This window comes from Lacrimispora brassicae (assembly GCF_054772055.1).
The window spans coordinates 117,784-137,698 of sequence record NZ_BRYH01000048.1 but is presented as its reverse complement, the minus strand read 5'-3'; the positions used below and the strand labels follow the sequence as shown (position 1 = coordinate 137,698).

At 42.5% G+C, this 19,915-nt stretch carries 15 protein-coding genes; 14 read left to right on the top strand and 1 reads right to left on the bottom strand.

The window, feature by feature from the left end; genetic code table 11:
• Positions 1-2: 2 nt before the first annotated feature.
• The 10 genes from ACYVD3_RS21655 to ACYVD3_RS21610 all read left to right on the top strand — a co-directional run bounded on the left by ACYVD3_RS21655 (position 3) and on the right by ACYVD3_RS21610 (position 12,812).
• Positions 3-1,409: a class-II fumarase/aspartase family protein gene (locus ACYVD3_RS21655; RefSeq protein WP_460644574.1), complete on the top strand. Its 1,407-nt coding sequence runs from the start codon at positions 3-5 to the stop codon at positions 1,407-1,409.
• An 83-nt stretch (positions 1,410-1,492) separates the two neighbouring features.
• The gene (locus ACYVD3_RS21650; protein ID WP_460644573.1) at positions 1,493-2,815 is read left to right on the top strand and encodes a family 4 glycosyl hydrolase; all 1,323 of its coding nucleotides are present in this window, start codon (positions 1,493-1,495) and stop codon (positions 2,813-2,815) included.
• Positions 2,816-2,822: 7 nt separating this feature from the next.
• Positions 2,823-4,028: an N-acetylglucosamine-6-phosphate deacetylase gene (nagA, locus tag ACYVD3_RS21645; protein WP_460644572.1), complete on the top strand. Its 1,206-nt coding sequence runs from the start codon at positions 2,823-2,825 to the stop codon at positions 4,026-4,028.
• A 456-nt stretch (positions 4,029-4,484) separates the two neighbouring features.
• A complete protein-coding gene (locus tag ACYVD3_RS21640) occupies positions 4,485-5,315 on the top strand; it encodes a purine-nucleoside phosphorylase (RefSeq protein ID WP_460644571.1) in 831 nt (276 codons plus the stop codon).
• A 109-nt stretch (positions 5,316-5,424) separates the two neighbouring features.
• On the top strand, positions 5,425-6,348 hold the full coding sequence (locus ACYVD3_RS21635) for an MDR/zinc-dependent alcohol dehydrogenase-like family protein (RefSeq protein ID WP_460644570.1): 924 nt from the start codon (positions 5,425-5,427) through the stop codon (positions 6,346-6,348).
• Between the two features lie 80 nt (positions 6,349-6,428).
• A complete protein-coding gene (locus tag ACYVD3_RS21630; RefSeq protein ID WP_460644569.1) occupies positions 6,429-7,631 on the top strand; it encodes a BMP family lipoprotein in 1,203 nt (400 codons plus the stop codon).
• Between the two features lie 135 nt (positions 7,632-7,766).
• The gene (locus ACYVD3_RS21625) at positions 7,767-9,299 is read left to right on the top strand and encodes an ABC transporter ATP-binding protein (RefSeq protein WP_460644568.1); all 1,533 of its coding nucleotides are present in this window, start codon (positions 7,767-7,769) and stop codon (positions 9,297-9,299) included.
• A gap of 253 nt (positions 9,300-9,552) precedes the next feature.
• Positions 9,553-10,518, top strand: coding sequence for an ABC transporter permease (locus ACYVD3_RS21620; RefSeq protein WP_460644567.1), 966 nt, complete (start codon positions 9,553-9,555; stop codon positions 10,516-10,518).
• Positions 10,518-11,477, top strand: coding sequence for an ABC transporter permease (locus ACYVD3_RS21615; protein ID WP_460644566.1), 960 nt, complete (start codon positions 10,518-10,520; stop codon positions 11,475-11,477). The genes ACYVD3_RS21620 and ACYVD3_RS21615 overlap by 1 nt, the downstream gene beginning before the upstream one ends.
• A 33-nt stretch (positions 11,478-11,510) precedes the next feature.
• The gene (locus ACYVD3_RS21610; protein ID WP_460644565.1) at positions 11,511-12,812 is read left to right on the top strand and encodes an amidohydrolase; all 1,302 of its coding nucleotides are present in this window, start codon (positions 11,511-11,513) and stop codon (positions 12,810-12,812) included.
• Positions 12,813-12,994: 182 nt separating this feature from the next.
• On the opposite strand, the gene ACYVD3_RS21605 is transcribed toward ACYVD3_RS21610, so the two are convergent.
• Positions 12,995-14,014, bottom strand: a complete 1,020-nt coding sequence (locus ACYVD3_RS21605; RefSeq protein ID WP_460644564.1) for a LacI family DNA-binding transcriptional regulator — start codon at positions 14,012-14,014, stop codon at positions 12,995-12,997.
• A 250-nt stretch (positions 14,015-14,264) separates the two neighbouring features.
• Here ACYVD3_RS21605 and ACYVD3_RS21600 point away from each other — a divergent pair, with 250 nt between their 5' ends.
• The 4 genes from ACYVD3_RS21600 (at position 14,265) to ACYVD3_RS21585 (ending at position 19,885) form a co-directional block, all read left to right on the top strand.
• Positions 14,265-15,641, top strand: a complete 1,377-nt coding sequence (locus tag ACYVD3_RS21600; RefSeq protein ID WP_460644563.1) for an extracellular solute-binding protein — start codon at positions 14,265-14,267, stop codon at positions 15,639-15,641.
• Between the two features lie 87 nt (positions 15,642-15,728).
• The gene (locus tag ACYVD3_RS21595) at positions 15,729-16,607 is read left to right on the top strand and encodes a carbohydrate ABC transporter permease (protein ID WP_460644562.1); all 879 of its coding nucleotides are present in this window, start codon (positions 15,729-15,731) and stop codon (positions 16,605-16,607) included.
• A 12-nt stretch (positions 16,608-16,619) separates the two neighbouring features.
• Positions 16,620-17,441, top strand: a complete 822-nt coding sequence (locus tag ACYVD3_RS21590; RefSeq protein ID WP_460644561.1) for a carbohydrate ABC transporter permease — start codon at positions 16,620-16,622, stop codon at positions 17,439-17,441.
• Between the two features lie 44 nt (positions 17,442-17,485).
• Positions 17,486-19,885: a glycoside hydrolase family 31 protein gene (locus ACYVD3_RS21585; protein ID WP_460644560.1), complete on the top strand. Its 2,400-nt coding sequence runs from the start codon at positions 17,486-17,488 to the stop codon at positions 19,883-19,885.
• Positions 19,886-19,915 lie beyond the last annotated feature (30 nt).

Genomic DNA, 19,915 nt, shown 5'->3' with positions numbered 1-19,915 from the left:
GGATGAGAGCTTTCTATGATTCTAAAAGTAAACTGGATGACAGGGGAATTAAAGATCTGTTAAGTGAAACGGCCAAATATGAAACATGGCTGAAGGTGGAGGCTGCCCTGGCTCTTTCCCAGGCAGAGGAAGGCTTTATTCCCCTGGAGGCTGCCAGGGATATTGGAGCGGTCCGGTTTGAGGATCTGGACCTTGAGGAAATGGAGCGGATCAAAGCCAGGGTAGGCCATGGTTTTGTCCCCTTTGTAAAGGTTCTGGTAAAGGCGTGCAGGGGGGAAGGCGGAAAGTATGTCCACTACGGGGTCACCACTCAGAATATCCAGCAAACCTCCCAGCTTTATATTGCAATGCAGGTGAATTCTGTTTTTAAAAGCTTTCTTGCAGATATCCTGGAAAACCTAGGGAGGCTGGCCAATGACCATAAGGATACGGTCATGTCAGGGCGGACCCATGGAAGGCATGCCATTCCCATCACCTATGGTTATAAGGTTTCTGTCTGGATCAGTGAGCTGATCACCTCCTTAGAACGCCTGGAGGAAAGCGAGAAGCGGGTATTTGTGGCCATGATGGGAGGGGCCGCAGGAGGCTTTCATGCTACAGGCCCCGCAGGCCCCGGGATTCAGAAACGGGTTGCCTGTAAGCTGGGCATGGGCTCCATGGAAGTGCCCAGCCGGAACATGAGTCAGATGAAGGTGGAATATTTAATGAATCTGGCTCTCCTGTGCAATACCTTTCACAAAATGGCGGAAGAGGTTTATTATACCGGAATTGAAGAGTTTTCAGAGGTAAGTGAATCCTTTACGGCCGGAACCATCGGCAGCTCCACCATGCCTCAGAAAATTAACCCAAAGCTGTCCAAGGGGATCATCGCCAATTCCCAGAAGCTTTACTCCCTTCCCGCTGTGGGACTTTATTCCGCTGTGCGGATGTTTGAGGGGGACAGCAGCTCCTATATGCTGTTTGACGGCATCGTGGAGGAAGGCCTTCAACTGACTGCCGAGGTACTGATCCGGGCCGAAGAACTGAGCCGTACCCTGCAGGTCAGCAAGGAACAGATGCTTAAAAATGTGAATTTAAACCAGGGACTTGACAACAGCGAGTTTGTGATGATGCATGTGGCTGAAAAGATGGGCAAGGACAGAGCTCATGAGCTTATGTATGAGAAAGCCATGAAGGTGGAGCTGGAAGGAAAGGATTATTATCAAGTGCTGACAGAGGATGAAACCCTGAGTTCCATGTTTACAGGGGAAGAATTAAAATCCATGCTCGATCCTGCAAACTACACAGGGCTTTGCAGTGTGCTTGCAGAGGAGATGGCTCAAAAGGCATTGGAACGGGCAGTGAAATTAAGAAAAATACTGGAGCCGGAAGAAATAGACGGCGACAGGGAAGCTGCGGCTGATAAATAAAGGAGCAGCATTTATTCAAATAGGGGGATGTGGCAGTATTTTGCGGCATTCCCTTTCATCATTAAGAATACAAGGAGAATAACATGAGAAAACAACATGTGATTACGATTTCCGGAGCGGGAAGTGCCCGGGTGCCTGCGCTTGTGGGGACACTGGTGAATTATAAAGAACGTTTTCCCCTTTCAAAAATCATCTTCTATGACATAGACAGGGAACGCATGGGATTGATGGAGGATTATAACCGCCTGGTGTTGAAATGCCGTTATCCGGAATGTCAGGTGGTGTTTACCACGGATGAGGATGAAGCATACAGGGATATTGATTTCATTTTCTGCCAGATGAGGGTGGGAAAGACAGAGATGCGTTCCCTGGATGAAAAGATCCCTCTGCGCCATGGTCTGGTTGGACAGGAAACCTGCGGTCCCGGCGGATTTGCCTATGGGATGCGCTCTCTGGGAGCCATGAAGCAAATGGTGGAAAAGGTCCGATCCTATTCTGAGGACACCTGGATTTTAAACTATACCAATCCAGCCGCCATTGTGGCTTTAGGCCTTGACAGGCTGTTCCCCCGTGATAAGCGCATTTTAAACCTTTGCGATCAGCCGTTTTCCCTGATGAAGAGTTATTCCAAAATTCTTGAAGTGCCCCAGGAAAGTCTTCGGGCCCGTTATTTTGGGCTGAATCATTTTGGATGGTTTACGGAGCTGAAGGATACAGAGGGAAAGGATTACTTCGATGCCCTGCGTTCTTATTTAAAGAATCATGATTTCAAGCCCTTTAATGCGGAGCAGCGCTCAAAGTCATGGCTGGATACTTATGTAAGGGTGAACAAATATATGAAGCTGATGGATGAATACATTCCTACCACCTACATGCAGTATTACATGTTTCCTGACGAGATCGTGGCGGAAAGCGATCCGGCTTACACCCGTGCCGATGAATCCCGGGATTCCAGGGAAATGGAAGTCTTTGAACTTTGTGCCGGGGCGGTAGGAAAGGACAATATGGATGGTCTTAAAATGCTTACCAACAGTGTGTTTGGAAATCTGATGGTGGAGGTGGCAGAATCCATTGTCTATGATTTGAACAACGAATTTATTGTGATGGTGAAAAACCGGGGAATCATTGATAACTTTGAACCGGAGGCAATTGTAGAGGTGGCGGGAACCATTGGAAAAGATGGAGCAAAGGGCTATCCCTTTGGAACCGTCAAGCCATACTACAAAGGACTGATGGAAGGGCAGTACGCCTATGAACTGCTGACAGTGGAAGCATTTATGGAAGAGGATTATACAAAGGCGCTGATGGCGCTGACTTTAAACCGCACCGTGGTGGATCCTTCCAAGGCAAAAGCGGTGCTTGATGACCTGATGGCTGCAAACAAAGATTATTGGACTTTAAGGTAGGTGGAGTATGGTACTTTATTCAAAGCATATCATTCTGGAAAACGAGGAATTTGACGGATTTTTGGAAATGGAACAAGGAAAAATAAAGGCGTTGCATAAGGAATTTTCAGGACCCTATGAGGATTTTTCCGATTTTATCATTTTGCCTGGATTTATTGACATCCATATTCATGGCTGGGCCACAGGCTCTTTCTGGTTTGAAAAAAGTGCCGGAGCATTAAGGGAGATGTGCCGTACCCTTCCTTATGCCGGGGTCACTTCTTATCTGGCAACTTCAGGAGCAGATACCATATCAGAAATCAAGCGCTGCATCAAAGCTGCCGATGAAGCTTATGAAGCAGATGCTCCGGGGGCTGAGATGCTGGGGGTCCATTTAGAAGGACCTTTTATCAATCCCCGGTACCGGGGGATGCAACGGGAGGAATGCTGTATTTTGCCAAGGCTTGAAGTGATGGAGGAAATTTATAACAGTTTCCGGAACAAGGAACTTTGCCGTCACATGACCATTGCCGTGGAACAGGAGGGGGCAAGGGAGGTGCTGGAGTTTTGCAAAAGCCATGGGATACAGACAGCCATTGGCCACAGCGGAGCCACGTTCTCTCAGATTAAGGAAATAAAGAATGCCGGAGTGGGTGGATTTACCCATACGTTCAGCGGGATGCGTGAATTTCATCACCGGGAGCCGGGGGTGGCGGGGGCTGCCCTGTATTTTGACGACATGATGTGTGAATTTGCCAAGCAGACAGGCATGACCGTGTCCCATGAGGCCTTTGACATCGCTTACCGGATCAAGGGCAGCGGAAGGATCATCATGACAACTGACTGCAGCGGCCTTGCCCAGACCCAGACGGAATTCGATCATTACGTAAGGAAAATGAAATTCATAAAGGATGGAGACAGGGTTAAGATCGCCCATTATGACGGCAGGGAGGAGTGGCTGGATCCAAAGGATTATCAGGCAGTCAGGGAGATAGAGCTAAGTTACATAGGTTCCATTCAGAATATGGCAAAGCATACCCATGTGGACTGGTTTGACATCATGGGGATGACCAGCTTAAATCCTGCCCGGTATATTCATGTGGATGACCGGAAAGGCAGCATAGTACCCGGCAAAGATGGAGATCTTACGGTTGTGGATTCTGATTTGAACCTGGTCAGTGTATTCTGCCGGGGAAAGGAGATACGGGAAAGAGAGGAAATGTACTGTAAGTGACTGTGACGGGACCCTATGAATCTTCTGCACATGTATTTTGGGGAAATATTTTTATAAAGGTTTTTTATATAGAATTGAGAAATGAGGAAACGGTACTCTGCCGTTTCCTCATTTTTCCATGTGATGGGCAATGAAAGAATAGAGTATAGCAAAAAATAACTAATGTATTCCTTTAAATATTAAGCAGCATACGGGTAAATTTGATTGCAAATAGTTCTTATTGACTTAATACAATTTCATATAGAAGAAGGTGGATTAATATATTGAATAGTCAAAAATACACCGTAAATAGAATGCAAAACAACGAAAACAACAAAAACAACAATGAAATACAATATAAAACAAAATAAATAAATAAAAATATTGAAAAAACGGATGCAATATGTTACAATTTCCACAGAAAGAACAGCTTGGATATGTCGATATTTTTAATATAAAAACGAAAAGGAGATTCTTATGAATCCGGTATATGAAAAACTTCAGAAATGTTATCAGAGTGTTCGTGAAAAAAATAATTTTGAACCGGAAGTTGCTTTAATTCTCGGCTCCGGTTTAGGTGATTATGCGGATAGCATAAATATTCATTCGGTTCTTGATTATAATGATATTGAAGGCTTTCCGGTTTCAACGGTAAAAGGTCATAAGGGAAGATTTGTATTTGGTTATATCGGTGATGTTCCGGTGGTTATTATGCAGGGCAGAGTTCATTATTATGAAGGTTATCCTATGACAGATGTTGTTCTGCCAACCAGACTTATGAAGATGCTGGGTGCAAAGGTCTTATTGCTTACCAATGCAGCCGGCGGTGTAAATTATGATTTTAAGAGCGGTGATTTTATGATGATCACTGACCATATTTCTGATTTTGTACCGTCTCCTTTAATTGGTGAAAATATAGGGGAATTAGGAACGCGTTTTCCTGATATGAGTTATGTGTATGACTTGGATTTGCAGGAAATCATTCGTAAAACAGCGAAAGAATCTGATATTCCTATACAGGAAGGCGTATACATTCAGTTTACCGGTCCAAACTTTGAGACACCTCATGAAGTTAAGATGTGCAGAATACTTGGAGCGGATGCAGTAGGTATGAGCACTGCCTGTGAAGCTATGGCAGCAAAGCATATGGGAATGAAAGTCTGCGGTATTTCCTGTATATCTAACCTTTGCGCCGGTATGAAGGACGAGCCTTTAACTCATGAAGAGGTACAAGAGACAGCAGACAGAGTTGCTCCTTTATTTAAGCAATTAATTACAGATTCTATTAAGAATATTGCTAAAATGTAATAAGGGATCATCAGACGGACTGAAAAGTTATTATTCTGTTGTTTTAAACTAAGGGGACAAAGCTGAATTGGTAAAAAATCTCAGAAAAGTAGCGAAAGAAGGAGGGCTTATGAAAGCGTTATATTATAAAGATAAGGCGCAGTACCTGGAAGATTACCCGATACCTGTTCCTGGACCCAATGAAAGTTTGGTGAAAATATTAATAAGTGCCATATGTAATACGGATAAGGAAGTATTGAAAGGGTATAAGCCTGATTTTGCAGGAGTATTAGGGCATGAATTTGTAGGGGAGGTATTAGAATCCGGCAAAAAAGAACTGATTGGTAAAAGAGTAGTAGGTGAACTCAATGAAGGCTGCGGACAATGTATTTATTGTAGGACAGGCAGGGCAAAGCATTGTTTAAACCGTAAAGTTATTGGCATATCAGGTAAAGATGGCTGTTTTGCAGAATATATGACCATAAATACTGATTTGCTTCATGCTGTGCCTGAGGAAATACCTGCAGAGGTAGCAATCTTTACGGAACCTTTAGCGGCAGCTTTAGAGATTATGGAACAGGCTCATATACAGCCATCTAAGAGTGTTGCAGTAATCGGAGACGGAAGACTTGCTTTTATGATAGCACAGGTGGTTTCTCTGTCCGGTGTGGATTTAACAGTCATAGGAAGACATGAAGATAAATTAAAACAGTTTTCTTCTTTTGCTAAAACTGCCACAAAGACAGATGAGACTTATGAAATTGTTATTGATGCAACCGGCTCTCCGGCCGGAATTTTATCAGCTCAAAAACTGGTGCGTAATAAAGGACTTATTATAATAAAGAGTACTTATGCCGGGAAGGTTGAAATTGACATGAGCTCTTTTGTTGTAAATGAAATTACAATAAAGGGAAGCAGATGCGGTCCCTTTGAGCCGGCTATGCAGTTGCTGCAAAGAGGGCTTGTTACTTTGCCTTCCATTGAATTATATGACTTGAAAGATTATGAAAGAGCATTGCAATCCAAGGCTTTTAAGGCGGGATTTAAGTTTTAAAGAATTCAATTTTGCAAATATAAAGTTATGATTGGTCTAACAGATATTTAAAACTTTAAACTAACAAATGGAGGTTATTTATGAAAAGAAGAAAATTATTAGCAGTAGTTTGTATTATGAGCCTTACGGCTGCCTTATTTACCGGCTGCAGTAAAAAAGAAAATAATACGGAGGACAGCAAAGGAAGTCAGACAGAAAGCACAGACGGAAAACAAGCGGAAACAGAAAGCAAAGGTACGGAAACCGGCAAAGGGCTTAAAATTGCAATCGTAACCAGCCCCTCCGGTGTAGATGACGGTTCTTTCAACCAGGATAATTATAACGGCATATTAAATTTTATAAAAAGTAATCCTGATGCCACGGTGAAAACAGTTAAGGAACCAACTGGCGACCCCACTGCTGCAGTACAAGCCGTTGCGGATATTGTTGCCGGCTATGATGTAATTATAACTCCAGGCTTTCAGTTTGCAGGAATTTCAACAATTGCCGGAGATAACCCGGGAAGTAAATTTATATTAATCGACTCTAACCCACAGGAAATTGATGGTGTTGCTGAATTTGATAATATTTATGCTATGACATTTGCAGAAGAAGAAAGTGGATTCTTTGCAGGAATGGCAGCAGCTTTGGAAACAAAAACAGGTAAAGTTGCAGTTGTAAATGGCGTAGCTTATCCTTCCAACGTTAACTACCAATATGGTTTTGAATCTGGTGTTAACTATGTTAATGCTAAGTATGACAAGAAAGTAGAATTTGTAGAACTTCCGGCCTATGCAGGAACAGACGTAACCGGTGCAAATGTGGGCGGTAACTATGTTGGAAGCTTTGCAGATGAACCGACTGGTAAAGTTGTAGGTAATGCTTTAATTAATGAAGGCGTTGATATTATGTTTGTTGCAGCAGGCGGTTCTGGTAACGGTGTATTCACGGCTGCAAAAGAGGCAAAGGGAGTTATGGTAATCGGCTGTGACGTTGACCAATATGATGATGGTAAAAACGGATCAGAAAATGTAATATTAACTTCAGTATTAAAAGTTATGAGTCTAAATGTAGAGAGAGCTTTAAATGATGTAAAAGATGAGACATTTAAAGGACAGAATGTTCTTCTGAAAGCGGATACAGATTCTACAGGATTCGTGAGTGCAGAAGGACGTCAGCAATTGTCTGAAGACAGTATTGCTAAAATGGATGAAGCCTATAAATTATTACAGGCTGGAAAAATCGTACCTGCGGCTAACTTTAATGGAATATCACCTGACTCATTCCCTGGTCTTTCGGAATAATATTAAGAACATTCCACATTGCCTTTAGCTAACGTTGGGAAAACAGAGAAAGTTTATCACTTTATATTGAGAGAATCAGTAATCAGTAATAAGTGATAAACTTTTTTTATTAAAATGAAGACAAGGAGAATGAAAATGTCTGAATATATTGTGGAAATGAAACATATTACAAAGAAATTCCCCGGTATTGTTGCCAATGATGATGTAACATTGCAGATTAAAAAGGGAGAAATCTTTGCATTATTAGGTGAAAATGGTGCCGGAAAATCTACATTAATGAGTATGCTCTTTGGTATGTATGAACCGGATGAAGGCGAAATATTCATTCGGGGTGAAAAAGTTCATATTCATTCCCCGAACCATGCGACAAAATTGAATATAGGTATGGTGCATCAACATTTTAAACTGGTTCAAAATTATACGATTACAGAAAATATCATTCTTGGTATTGAGCCTGTCAAAAAATTAGGAGGTGTAATACCATACGTAGACATTAAAGATGCCAATAAAAAAATAAGCCAGTTGTCAAAAGAGTATGGATTAGAAGTGGATCCAACGAAGAAGATTGAAGATATAAATGTTTCATTGCAACAGCGGGTTGAAATCTTAAAAATGTTATACCGTGAAGCAGAGATTCTGATATTTGATGAACCTACCGCGGTTTTGACACCCCAGGAAATTGATTTTTTACTGAATATTATTGAGGGCTTACGTGCCGGCGGAAAGACCATTATATTAATTACCCATAAATTGGAAGAGATAAAAAGAGTTGCTGACCGTTGTGCAATATTGTGCCGCGGAAAGCTGGTGGATGTGTTGGATGTAAAGGAAACCTCCACACAAAAAATGGCCAATTTAATGGTGGGCAGAGAGGTATCTTTTGAAACAGAAAAGGAACCGGCACATTTTAAAGACGTGGTTTTAGATGTAAAGAACTTAACCGTAAAGAACCAGGATAATTTTGATGTGGTAAAAGATGTGTCCTTTACGATCAAAGGCGGCGAAGTATTTGCAATTGCAGGAGTTTCCGGCAATGGTCAGGTGGAAGTCGCTGACGCAATCGCAGGACTTGCAAAGGTTAGCAGCGGTTCGATCAAGCTTAATCATACGGATATCACCGATTATAGTATTAGAAAACGTACATTAGAAGGCATTTCTTATATCCCGGAGGATAGACAGGCTTATGGACTGGTATTGGATTTTACCTTGGCTGAGAATATTGCTTTAAAAGATTATTATAAAGAACCCTTTTGTAAGAATGAGGTATTGAATAAAGATGAAATTATAAAATACGGAAATTCACTTATAGATAAATACGATATTAGAAGTGGGCAAGGCTCTAAAACCATAGTTCGCTCCATGAGCGGCGGTAATCAGCAAAAAGTTATTATTGCCAGAGAAATTGAGCTGCAGTCTCCTTTGATGATCTTCGTACAACCTACCAGAGGACTTGATATTGGAGCCATTGAAAATATTCATAATATGATTTTGCGGGAACGTGATAATGGTAAGGCAATCCTTCTGATCTCTTTGGAATTGGATGAAATTATGAATATTGCCGATACCATAGGCGTTATTTACAATGGACAGCTTCAAAAAATAGCAGATGCAAAGACACTGACCGCCAAAGGAGTCGGAGAATTTATGATGGGGGTAAAGCATGAGTAAAACAAATCCAAAAAGTCCGAAGAATGCAAATATCATATACAGAGCTTTTCTAAAGTGTATGGGAAATGAAAAATGGCAGCCTGTTTCCATACCTTTATTCTCCATTTTATTAAGTTTAATTGCCGCCTCCATTGTAATCTTACTTATTGGAAAGAATCCTCTCCATGCATTTTATAATCTGTTACAGGGGGCAGGTGTACTGCCAAAACCAGTTTACGCAGGATATAAAAGCATGCTTACGGATTTACTGACTATGCTGAATTCCATGGCACCTATGCTTTTTGCTGCTTTAGCGGTAGCGGTGGCTCTTAAGGCAGGCCTTTTTAACATTGGTGTATCCGGACAGATGTTACTGGCCGGATATGCGGCAACTGTGCTGGTAGGATATAGTGAGTTAAACGGAATACTTGCAAAGCCTCTTGTACTGATTATCGGTATAGCAGTTGGTGCTGTTTACGGCGGTATTATAGGATGGTTAAAATATAAATTTAATATTAATGAAGTAGTATCCACGATTATGTGCAATTATATCGTGCAATATGTTTTAAGTTTCTTCATTAATTCCTATTATATTGATCCCGTTTCAAGACAATCAAAATATATAAGAAGTTCAGCACGGTTAACTTTTGTGAATGTAGAAATTGCAGGTCTTAAGATGGACCTGTCTATAGGTATTATTTTAGCTCTCATTACTGCATTTATTATAAAATTCCTTGTTGACAAAACAAGAATCGGATATGAAATAAAGGCGGTAGGTGCAAACCCAAAAGCCGCAAAATATGCCGGTATTAATGTTGGCGGAAACATTGTTTTAGCCATGGTTATTTCAGGTGCATTGGCAGGACTTGCCGGAGTAACCTATTATCTTGGTTATTTTTCATCCATACAGCCAAAAGTATTAGCAAGTACGGGTTACGATGCCATTGCGGTATCTTTATTAGGCAGCGGAAACCCAATAGGAATTATTTTTTCCTCCTTCCTGATTTCGGTTATTGATAAGGGCAGTACTTACATGAGTTCTTCGGCCGGAGTAAGACAAGAAATTGCTTCTGTTATTACCGGATTAATTCTTTTGTTTAGCGCTTGCGGTACCTTTATTAAGTATAAGATTCAAAGAGGAAAGGACAGCCTATTGGAGAAACCAGATGAGAGTAGAAGAAATGATCCAGAAGCAAGTATTCTACAGAAGGAAAATGAGAGAAAGGAAGGTGAAAAATAGTGGATACTATAATTATTGACGGCTTATCCTTTGCCTTGCCTCTCTTTATTATGGCAATTGGAGGCATTTACTGTGAAAAGAGCGGAATTACCAATCTGGCAATTGAAGGCTTGCAAGGCTTTGGCGCTTTTTCCGGAGCGTTGGCAGTTGTTTTGTTTTCTAAGTTTGCTAACGTGGAAGTGCAATCTTTATTCTATGTGGCCTTAATCTTTTCTGTGTTAGGCGGAATGGCTTATTCCATGCTTCATGCACTTTTGTGCATTAACTTTAAGGCGAACCAGGTAATCAGCGGTGTTGTTATAAATATACTTGCTGCTGCGTTGACCGTGTTTCTGACCACTCAGGTAAATAGTTTGATGTTAGGAGCTGTATCGGATAAATTCCAATTAGGAGTATCCAACCGATTTACCATTCCTGTTTTATCAAGGATACCTGTTATAGGAGCTGTGTTTAAATCAATCTATCCCTTTGAGATCGTGATTGTAGTGATTGCATTTATTGCATGGTATGTACTGTATAAAACCAGATATGGTCTGCGGCTAAGAGCTTGCGGAGACAATCCTCATTCTGTAGACGCTGCCGGTGTAGAGGTGTCTAAGATAAGATTTAAGGCGGTAATGGTATCCGGTGCTTTATCAGGGCTTGGGGGGATGTGTTTTGCCTACTCCATCTCCGCTAACTTCTCACCAAGTATTTATATGGGATATGGTTATCTTGCCATAGCAGCATTGATATTCGGGAACTGGAAGATACTTTCTACGTTAGGCGCCTGTCTGCTCTTTGGATTTGCAAAATCCGGCGGATATAAATTAGGACAGGTATTAGAATTGCCAAGTACATTTTCTGATTTGATTATGATACTGCCATATGTTTTAACTTTATTACTGCTTATTTTCTTCTCTAAATCCAACCGTTCGCCCAGAGCGCTTGGTGAGATATATGATAAAGGTAAGAGATAATTCTAATACACTGATATTGAAAGGGGGAAAAATATGAATACGAGGTTTTTTAATGCTAAAATTTTAACAATGTCAGGTGATTTCTCTATTATAGAGGGAGAACTCTGGGTTGAAGGAAATCGTATCACATATGCAGGTGATCCAAAGAAAGGGAATGAAATTAATAAGGCAACATTGCCTTCCTTTGACAGAGAAATAGATGTAAAAGGCAATTTAATTATGCCGGGGTTTAAAAATGCACATACCCATTCGGCTATGACATTTCTAAGGTCATATGCGGATGATCTGCCTCTCCTTGACTGGCTCCATAAACAGATATTTCCTATGGAAGCAAAACTTAACGGAGAAGATATTTATCACCTTTCCAAGCTGGCGATACTGGAATATTTAACAAGCGGTATTACGGCTAATTTTGATATGTACTTTAGTCCGGAAAATATTACACAAGCTTCTGTGGACATGGGGTTCCGGTCCGTATTATGTGCAGGAATCAGTGAATTCACAGGAAGTACGGAAGAAAATCTAGAAAATCTGGAGAACTGGTATTATAAATACAATCATCACCATGACCTGATTAGCTACTGTATTGGTTTTCATGGAGAGTATACGGCAGAAAGACCTTTGCTAGAAGGAATTGCGGCTCTTTCCAGAAAATATAAGGCACCGGTATTCTCTCATAATTCTGAAACAAAAGCGGAAGTGGAGCAGTGTCTGAAGAAGAATGGGACAACGCCTGCTGTTTATCTGGATCAGTTGGGCATGTTTGAACATGGCGGAGGAGGATATCATTGCGTGCATATGACAGAGGAGGATTTGGCTGTATTTCAGAAACGCGGATTAACTGTTGTAACTAATCCCGGCTCTAATTCCAAGCTTGCCAGTGGTATTGCTCCAATAACAAAAATGCTGAATATGGGCATTAATATTGCAATCGGCACCGATGGACCTGCCAGTAATAATGCTTTGGATATGTTCCGTGAGATGTATCTGGTTACTGTGCTGCAAAAATTAAGGGAAAATGATGCGGCTTCAGTACCGGCTAACCAGGTATTGTATATGGCTACCACAGGAGGCGCAAAAGCCATGGGATTGAAAGAAATGGATACCTTAGAGGTTGGAAAAATAGCCGATTTAATTATCTTTGATCTTCACCAGCCCAATATGCAGCCTATAAATAATATTACCAAAAATATCGTTTATAGCGGAAACAAGCAGAATGTGAAACTGACTGTGGTAAATGGTAAGGTACTATATGAAGATAATCAATTCCATGTTGGAGAAGATGCGGAAAATATCTATAAGAAAGCAAATGAAATTATAAATCGAATGAGATAAAGAATATGGAAAAAATATGTTTTGAATCTTTTTTGCAAGACAGTTGGCAGGATGAAATCTCATGAACTGGCAGCCGGCCCGGGAAAACAGAGAATGGCTGGCTTGCCAGGGAGTCTGAAAAGTTGATTTTTAGTGGCGGAACAGGAAAGCATTGTTTGATTTTTCTTGAAAAGTGTATGGATTTATGAAAGCATGATTACAGACTGCCGTTCCACTATTTCAACATCCATTACCACATGGGAAGAAGCGGAAATGGTACCTGTACGGATTTTTTCCAGCAGAAGATCCGTGGCAATGACGGCCTTTTCTTCCACATGTTGGGATATGGAAGTTAATTTTGGTGTTGTATAAGTACAGAGCTTTAAATTGTCAAAACCTGCAATTGATAAATCCATGGGAATGCGGTATCCGCCCAGGCGGGCCCCTTCCATGATACCGATGGCACAGATGTCGGCAGTGGTTACCGCTGCCGATATTTTTGTTTTCAGGGAAGCGATTTCCTTTCCGGCCAGGATGCCGCCTTCGTAGGAGGGAGAATATGGGAATACATATTCAGGGCGAAAAGGAATGCCGCTTTCTTCCAGCGCCTGCAAATATCCGTTAAAGCGTGCGGTAAGAAGGGGATTGCCTTTGTAGTCCGCCACAAAGGCAATATGGGCATGGCCGTGATTTACCATATATTTGGTGGACAGGTATAAGCCCTTTTGATCGTTGGAGGTGACATTGATCAAGTTGGAATTTTTCAGAGGGCTGTCAAATATTGCCACCGGACAATGCAATTCATCTAAAAAGTGGCTTAAAAAATTCTCGTATTCCGGAAAGAGGAAGATAATGCCGTCAACATTCCAATTGCGAAACAGCACCATAATATCGTCCGCATTCTTTATTGAGCGGATCATGGCAAAATATCCGTTTTCTCTCAGCCGGCTCTCTATTGTTCCAATCATTGTACTGATCAGAGGATTTTCCAGATAGTTTTCAACTTTGTCGTTATCATCAACGGAGATGATAATTCCAATGATATGGGAAGACCTTGCGGTCAGACTCCGGGCACTTAAGTTGGGGATGTAGTTATATTCCTGGATCAGGGCATTTACCTTTTCTATGGTTTTGGGTGAAACACGTTTATGTTTGCCGTTAATCACATTTGAAACCGTCATCATGCTGACGCCGGCCTTTTCTGCAATATCTTTTAAAGTCATAGGGAACAGCTCCATTTCTGGTTTTTATTTTAAATATAGCGTTATAATTATTATATAGGAATAAGGTATATAAATCTATAGTAAGTTTATTGATAAATTATAGAAAGTATACAGAAATAAGATATTAAATATAGAAATAACGCCAAAGTTGCATTGAATATGTTGACAGGATAAGAAAAGCATAGTACTTTATAACTAAGTTTATCGCTAAACTTATAAACCGAAAAGAAAGGTCAAGGAGGATTGTTGAATGAAGAAAAAAGTAATTGCAGCTTGTTTGGCGGGTGTGGTTGCAGTGAGTATGGCAGGAATTACCGGCTGCACCGGTGAGGCAAAGAATGGGAAAGAACCACAGGCGGAAGCACCGAAAGAACCGTTTGGAGGTGCGGTTAAGTATGATCCATCCCCAGAGGTGAACGGAGGGAAAGATATTACCGTGGAGCTATGGGAGTGGGGAAGTGATGAACTTTTCCAGAAGGTGATTGACGGCTATACAGCCATTCATCCCAATGTAACCATCAAACTGGTGAACAATCCGTGGAATGATTATTGGACAAAACTTCCCCTGGCTCTTGACGGTGAGAATGGCCCTGCAATTTTTAATGTACATAACAGTTACCATGAAAATCTGATTAACTATATGGCTCCATATGATATCCCGGCAGCGGATCTTCAGGCAGACTTTACCGGAGTTGATGCCCACATGATTGACGGAGCGGTGTATTACATTGATTATGGCATGATGACCGGTTCTGTTTACTACAATAAGGCCATGTGGAAAGAGGCAGGACTGACGGAAGGGGATATTCCAAAGACCTGGGATGAGATGAGGGAAGTTGCCGGGAAGCTGACGGTCAAGGATGGAGATAAGATTGTTCGGGCAGGCTTAAATTTCAATGGTGACTTCCACCAGAATTACTTATTAGGCTTAAATTACCAGTTGGGGGCAAATCTCTTCCAGGAGGACGGCAGGACTCCTAATGTAAATTCCAAGGAAATGAAACAGGTGATGCAGATGCTGGTGGATATGTATGAGGTGGATGGAGCAGGCTCCAAAGATTTTGGGGAAAAGGGTCCCGACAGTTTTGGGCAGGAACAGTCAGCCATGGTTATCCAGTGGGGGCATTTCTATAATACCTTAAAGACCAATTATCCTGACGTAGATTTTGGAGTATTTGAAATTCCCACCTTTGACGGCAATCCTTATGCCTATAACCGTTATAACGGAGAATCTACCTTTGGAGTGAACAAGAACGCTCCGGCAGACCAGCAGGCAGTTGCTCAGGATATCATTAAGTATTTCCTTGCAAATGATGATTTACAGATTGAATTCAATCTGGCGATGAGCACTTTCCCGGCAAAGATTTCCCTTGCAAATAATGAGAAGATCCTTGCCAATCCATCCTTAAGCGTATTGTCAGAACATATCGACCGCTATATCTGGCCGGGCCCAATGCCTTCCACCATGGAGACATCTCTCCAGAAAGCAGGCCAGGATATCTTCTTTAACAGGGTTGATATTGATACGGCGCTGGAGGCTGCTCAGAATAATATTATCCGCGATATGAAAAACAGCACATTTGTATCCGTAGAAAATATGTACAAGTATGCAAAAGAGTCAAAGTAAATAAATTGTGGGAATGGACAGGGTGTACTGGGGGAGTGCCGGATGCACCCTGTCCGCTTTAACGGCAGAATAAATGGAGGAAGGCTTATGTTTAAAAAATCATATCCGCTGCAGAGCAAAAGTGAAATTGTTATGCGCAACCTTGTGGTAACCGGCATGGTGGTCTTTTTTACCGTATTTTTAATTGTTCCCATTGGGATCGCTTTTGCAGGAAGCTTTCATGAATGGAACCCGCTCAATGGAACCTATAGGTTTTTGGGGATTGAGAATTATAAGGAGATATTTACCAGCGTTCTTTTTGGAAAATCCTTGTGGAATACCCTGCTTTTTTCGGCGGTAGTTATTGTTTTCCGGGTGGGCCTGGGCCTTTCCATCGCTTATGGGATTTATTCGTCTCTTGTAAAGCACAAGAGTTTCTTCCGGGCGGTCTATTATATGCCCGTGGTCACTCCCATGGTGGCGGTTGCCTTTGTGTGGAAATTTATGTACAATCCCCAGATCGGTGCCATTAACAGAATCTTAGGCCGGGATATCAACTGGCTGATGAATCCGAAGACGGCACTTATGGCAGTGGTTATTATGACCATATGGAAGGACTTTGGTTATGCGGTGGTTATGTTTATGGCTGGTCTTTATTCCCTTCCCGGTGATGCCCTGGAGGCGGCAAAGGCAGATGGGGCAAGCTCATCCCAGACCTTCCGTTATATCATCTTTCCGCTGTTAAAGCCAATGACATTGTTTGTGGTAATTACCTCCGTGATTGCTTATATCCAGGCCTATGTGCAGATTTTGATCATGACGGAAGGCGGTCCGGGGACGGCGACTTATCTGGCGTCTTATATCATCTATGATGAAGCGTTTGTAAAATACAATTTCGGATATGCATCGGCATTATCATTTGTTTTGTTCGTGATTACCGCAGCATTTACATGGCTGTCTTTCCGGGTATCCGGTTCAGAAGAATAGAAGGGGGCTCTTATGAAAAGAAAAATAAGCAGTATTGTATTAAATGGAATCCTTCTTTTGATGGGACTGGTAACGCTTTACCCCTTTGTCTGGATGCTGGCCTCATCCTTTAAAAAGAACAAGGAGATCCTGGCCTTTGAACAGCATGTGCTTCCCAGGGTATTTGTGGTGGATAATTATATTAATATGAATGCGCATTTTAATTTCCTGCGTTTTTTTGCAAACAGCATTCTGGTTACAGGAGTAATTACGGTACTTGTTCTTTATACCAGTACAATATGCGGATTCGTATTGAGCAAATACCGGTTTAAGGGAAGGGATGTCCTGTTTGGCTTTGTGCTTTCTACCATGATGATTCCCTGGTGTGTGACCATTATCCCCAGGTATTCCATGATCCGTGCATTCGGTTGGATGGACAGCTATAAGGCCCTGATCATACCGGCAATGTTCAGCGGTTTTGGAATCTTTATGATGAAGCAGCATATTGCATCCTTGCCTGATGAGATCATAGAGGCTGCCCGTATTGACGGAGCAAATGAATTCTTTATTTTCCACCGTATTATTTTCCCTATGGCAAGAAACGGAATTTCCAGTATTGCGATTTTTCAGTTTCTTTGGACGTGGGAGGATTTTCTCTGGCCCTACCTGATAATCAATTCAAAGGAAAAACAACTGCTGGCAGTTGGACTTAAAATGTTCAATGGGCAGTATTCAACGGATTATGGTGCATTGTTTGCAGCCACCACCATTTCCATTGTGCCGGTATTGCTGATTTATCTGTTTTTCCAGAAACGGTTTATTGCCGGTATTGCGGCGTCGGCAGTTAAGGGTTAGGCTGGGAAAACAAGGAACTTACTAAACAACAGGAGAACGATCATATGCAGAATATTTATAAATTAATTTCCCATCCCCGGGCATTGGAAGAAAATATCATCCAAGGGGATAAATACAGGATTACCATGCTGACGGAAGGGCTGGTCCGCTTAGAATACAGTGAGGACGGCTGTTTTGAAGACCGGCCTACACAGACCGTAATAAACCGGAATTTCCCCAAAAGCGGGTGGCGTCTGGTTTCCTCAGAAGATGGAATTGAGATTCATACTTCCAGACTTCATCTGATATACAATGAGAAGGAGTTTTCCAGGTATGGCCTGAGCATCCAGGTGAAAGGGAATTTAAGTGCCTATCACAGCATCTGGCATTACTCGGAGGAGATCATGGACCTGGGCGGAACGGCAAGAACTCTGGATTTAATTGACGGCCCGGTGCCTCTGGATCATGGTATAGTTTCCCGGTACGGTTATTCTGTCCTGGAGGACAGCAAATCCCAGATATTAAGGGAGGATGGCTGGATAGAACCAAGGAAAAAGGGCGTTCAGGATTTATATTTCTTTGGATACGGACATGATTATAAGGAAGCGTTGAATGATTTTTATGATCTCTGCGGAAAAACGCCTATGCTGCCAAGGTATGCCCTGGGGAACTGGTGGAGCCGTTATTACCAATATACGGAAGATTCCTATTTGGAGCTTATGGAGCGCTTTAAAAAGGAAAATCTTCCTTTTACAGTGGCAGTTATTGATATGGACTGGCATCTGGTGGACATTGATCCCAAGTATGGAAGCGGCTGGACGGGCTACACATGGAATAAGGATTTTTTTCCGGATCCAAGAGGTTTTTTAAAAAAGCTCCATGACAGGGGGCTGCATGTGAGCATGAATGTGCATCCGGCAGACGGCGTACAGGGACATGAGGAAATGTACAAAGATATGGCAAAGGCTTTGGGCGTAAATTATGAACAGGAAGATCCTATTGTTTTTGATCCGGCGAGCCCGGAGTTTATGGACGCATACTTTAAGTATTTACATCATCCCAGAGAGGATGAGGGTGTGGATTTCTGGTGGATTGACTGGCAGCAGGGAGGAAACTGCAAGGTGGAGGGGCTGGACCCTCTTTGGATATTGAATCACTATCATTTTCTGGACAGTAAGCGAAATGGCAGACGTCCCATGACATTTTCCCGGTATGGGGGTCCGGGAAGCCATCGATACCCCGTTGGATTTTCCGGAGATTCCATTACTACGTGGAGTTCCCTGGACTTTCAGCCGTACTTTACTTCAACGGCTTCCAATGTAGGATATGGGTGGTGGAGTCATGATATCGGCGGTCATATGCAGGGGTATAAAAATGACGAGATGGCAGCCCGCTGGTTTCAGTTGGGGGTCTATTCGCCGATTATGCGCCTTCACAGCTCTTCCGGTGAATTCAATGGAAAGGAGCCGTGGAGATTTAAGAAAGAAAGTGAAACCGCCATGGGTGAGGCGCTTCGCCAACGCCACCGGATGATGCCTTACCTTTATACCATGAATTATCGAAACTATAAGGATAATCTGCCTCTGGTGATGCCCATGTACTATGAGCATCCGGAAGAAAGTCACGCATATGAGGTTCCCAACCAGTTCTATTTTGGAAGCGAGCTGATCGTGGCGCCGATTACAACTGCGCGGATTTCGGGAGTGAATGCTGCCTGTGTAAAGGTATGGCTTCCGAAAGGAATCTGGTATGATTTACATACGGGACTGGCGTATGAAGGAGGAAGGCGGATGAATATGTACCGCAGTCTGGACAGTATCCCGGTATTGGCCAAGGGAGGAGGGATTCTTCCGTTTACAGATGAGATCAGCGGTGTACAGGCGGGCGGAAATCCGGATACCCTGCGCATTCAGGTTTATATGGGGGCAGACGGAGCCTTTACCCTATATGAGGATGATAATGAGAGCTGCGATTATGAGACGGACCGCTGTGTGCGGACCAGAATGGAATACCGGGAAGGAGTACAGGAGGCGGTCTTTACGATCTGCCCAGCCCGGGGGGAGCTGTCTCTGATTCCAAAAAGCCGCAGTTATACCATTGAGATTACCGGATGCAGGACGTCGGTCCTGGAATCGGTCCGGGCACTGACAGACGGACAGGAACGGGCGGTTCATGGAAGCTATGATAAAAGCAGGCAGGCAGCGGTGGTGGAAATAAAAGATATTGATGTGACAAAAGAACTGTCCCTGGTTCTTCCCATAGATGGGAAGTGCCGGGAAAATAACGTGGTTTTGAGGTGCTTTGATTTCCTGAATCAGGCGGAAATAGAGTTTGCTTTAAAGGACCGGCTGTATGGGCTGCTGTGTGAGAAGAAGCCGGTTCCGGTGCTTGTGGCAGAATTGAATTCCATGAAGCTTGATTCTGACTTATACGGAGTACTGCTGGAAATAATAACAGCAAGGTAATGGGGAAATCAAATGACTAAAGATGGTTTT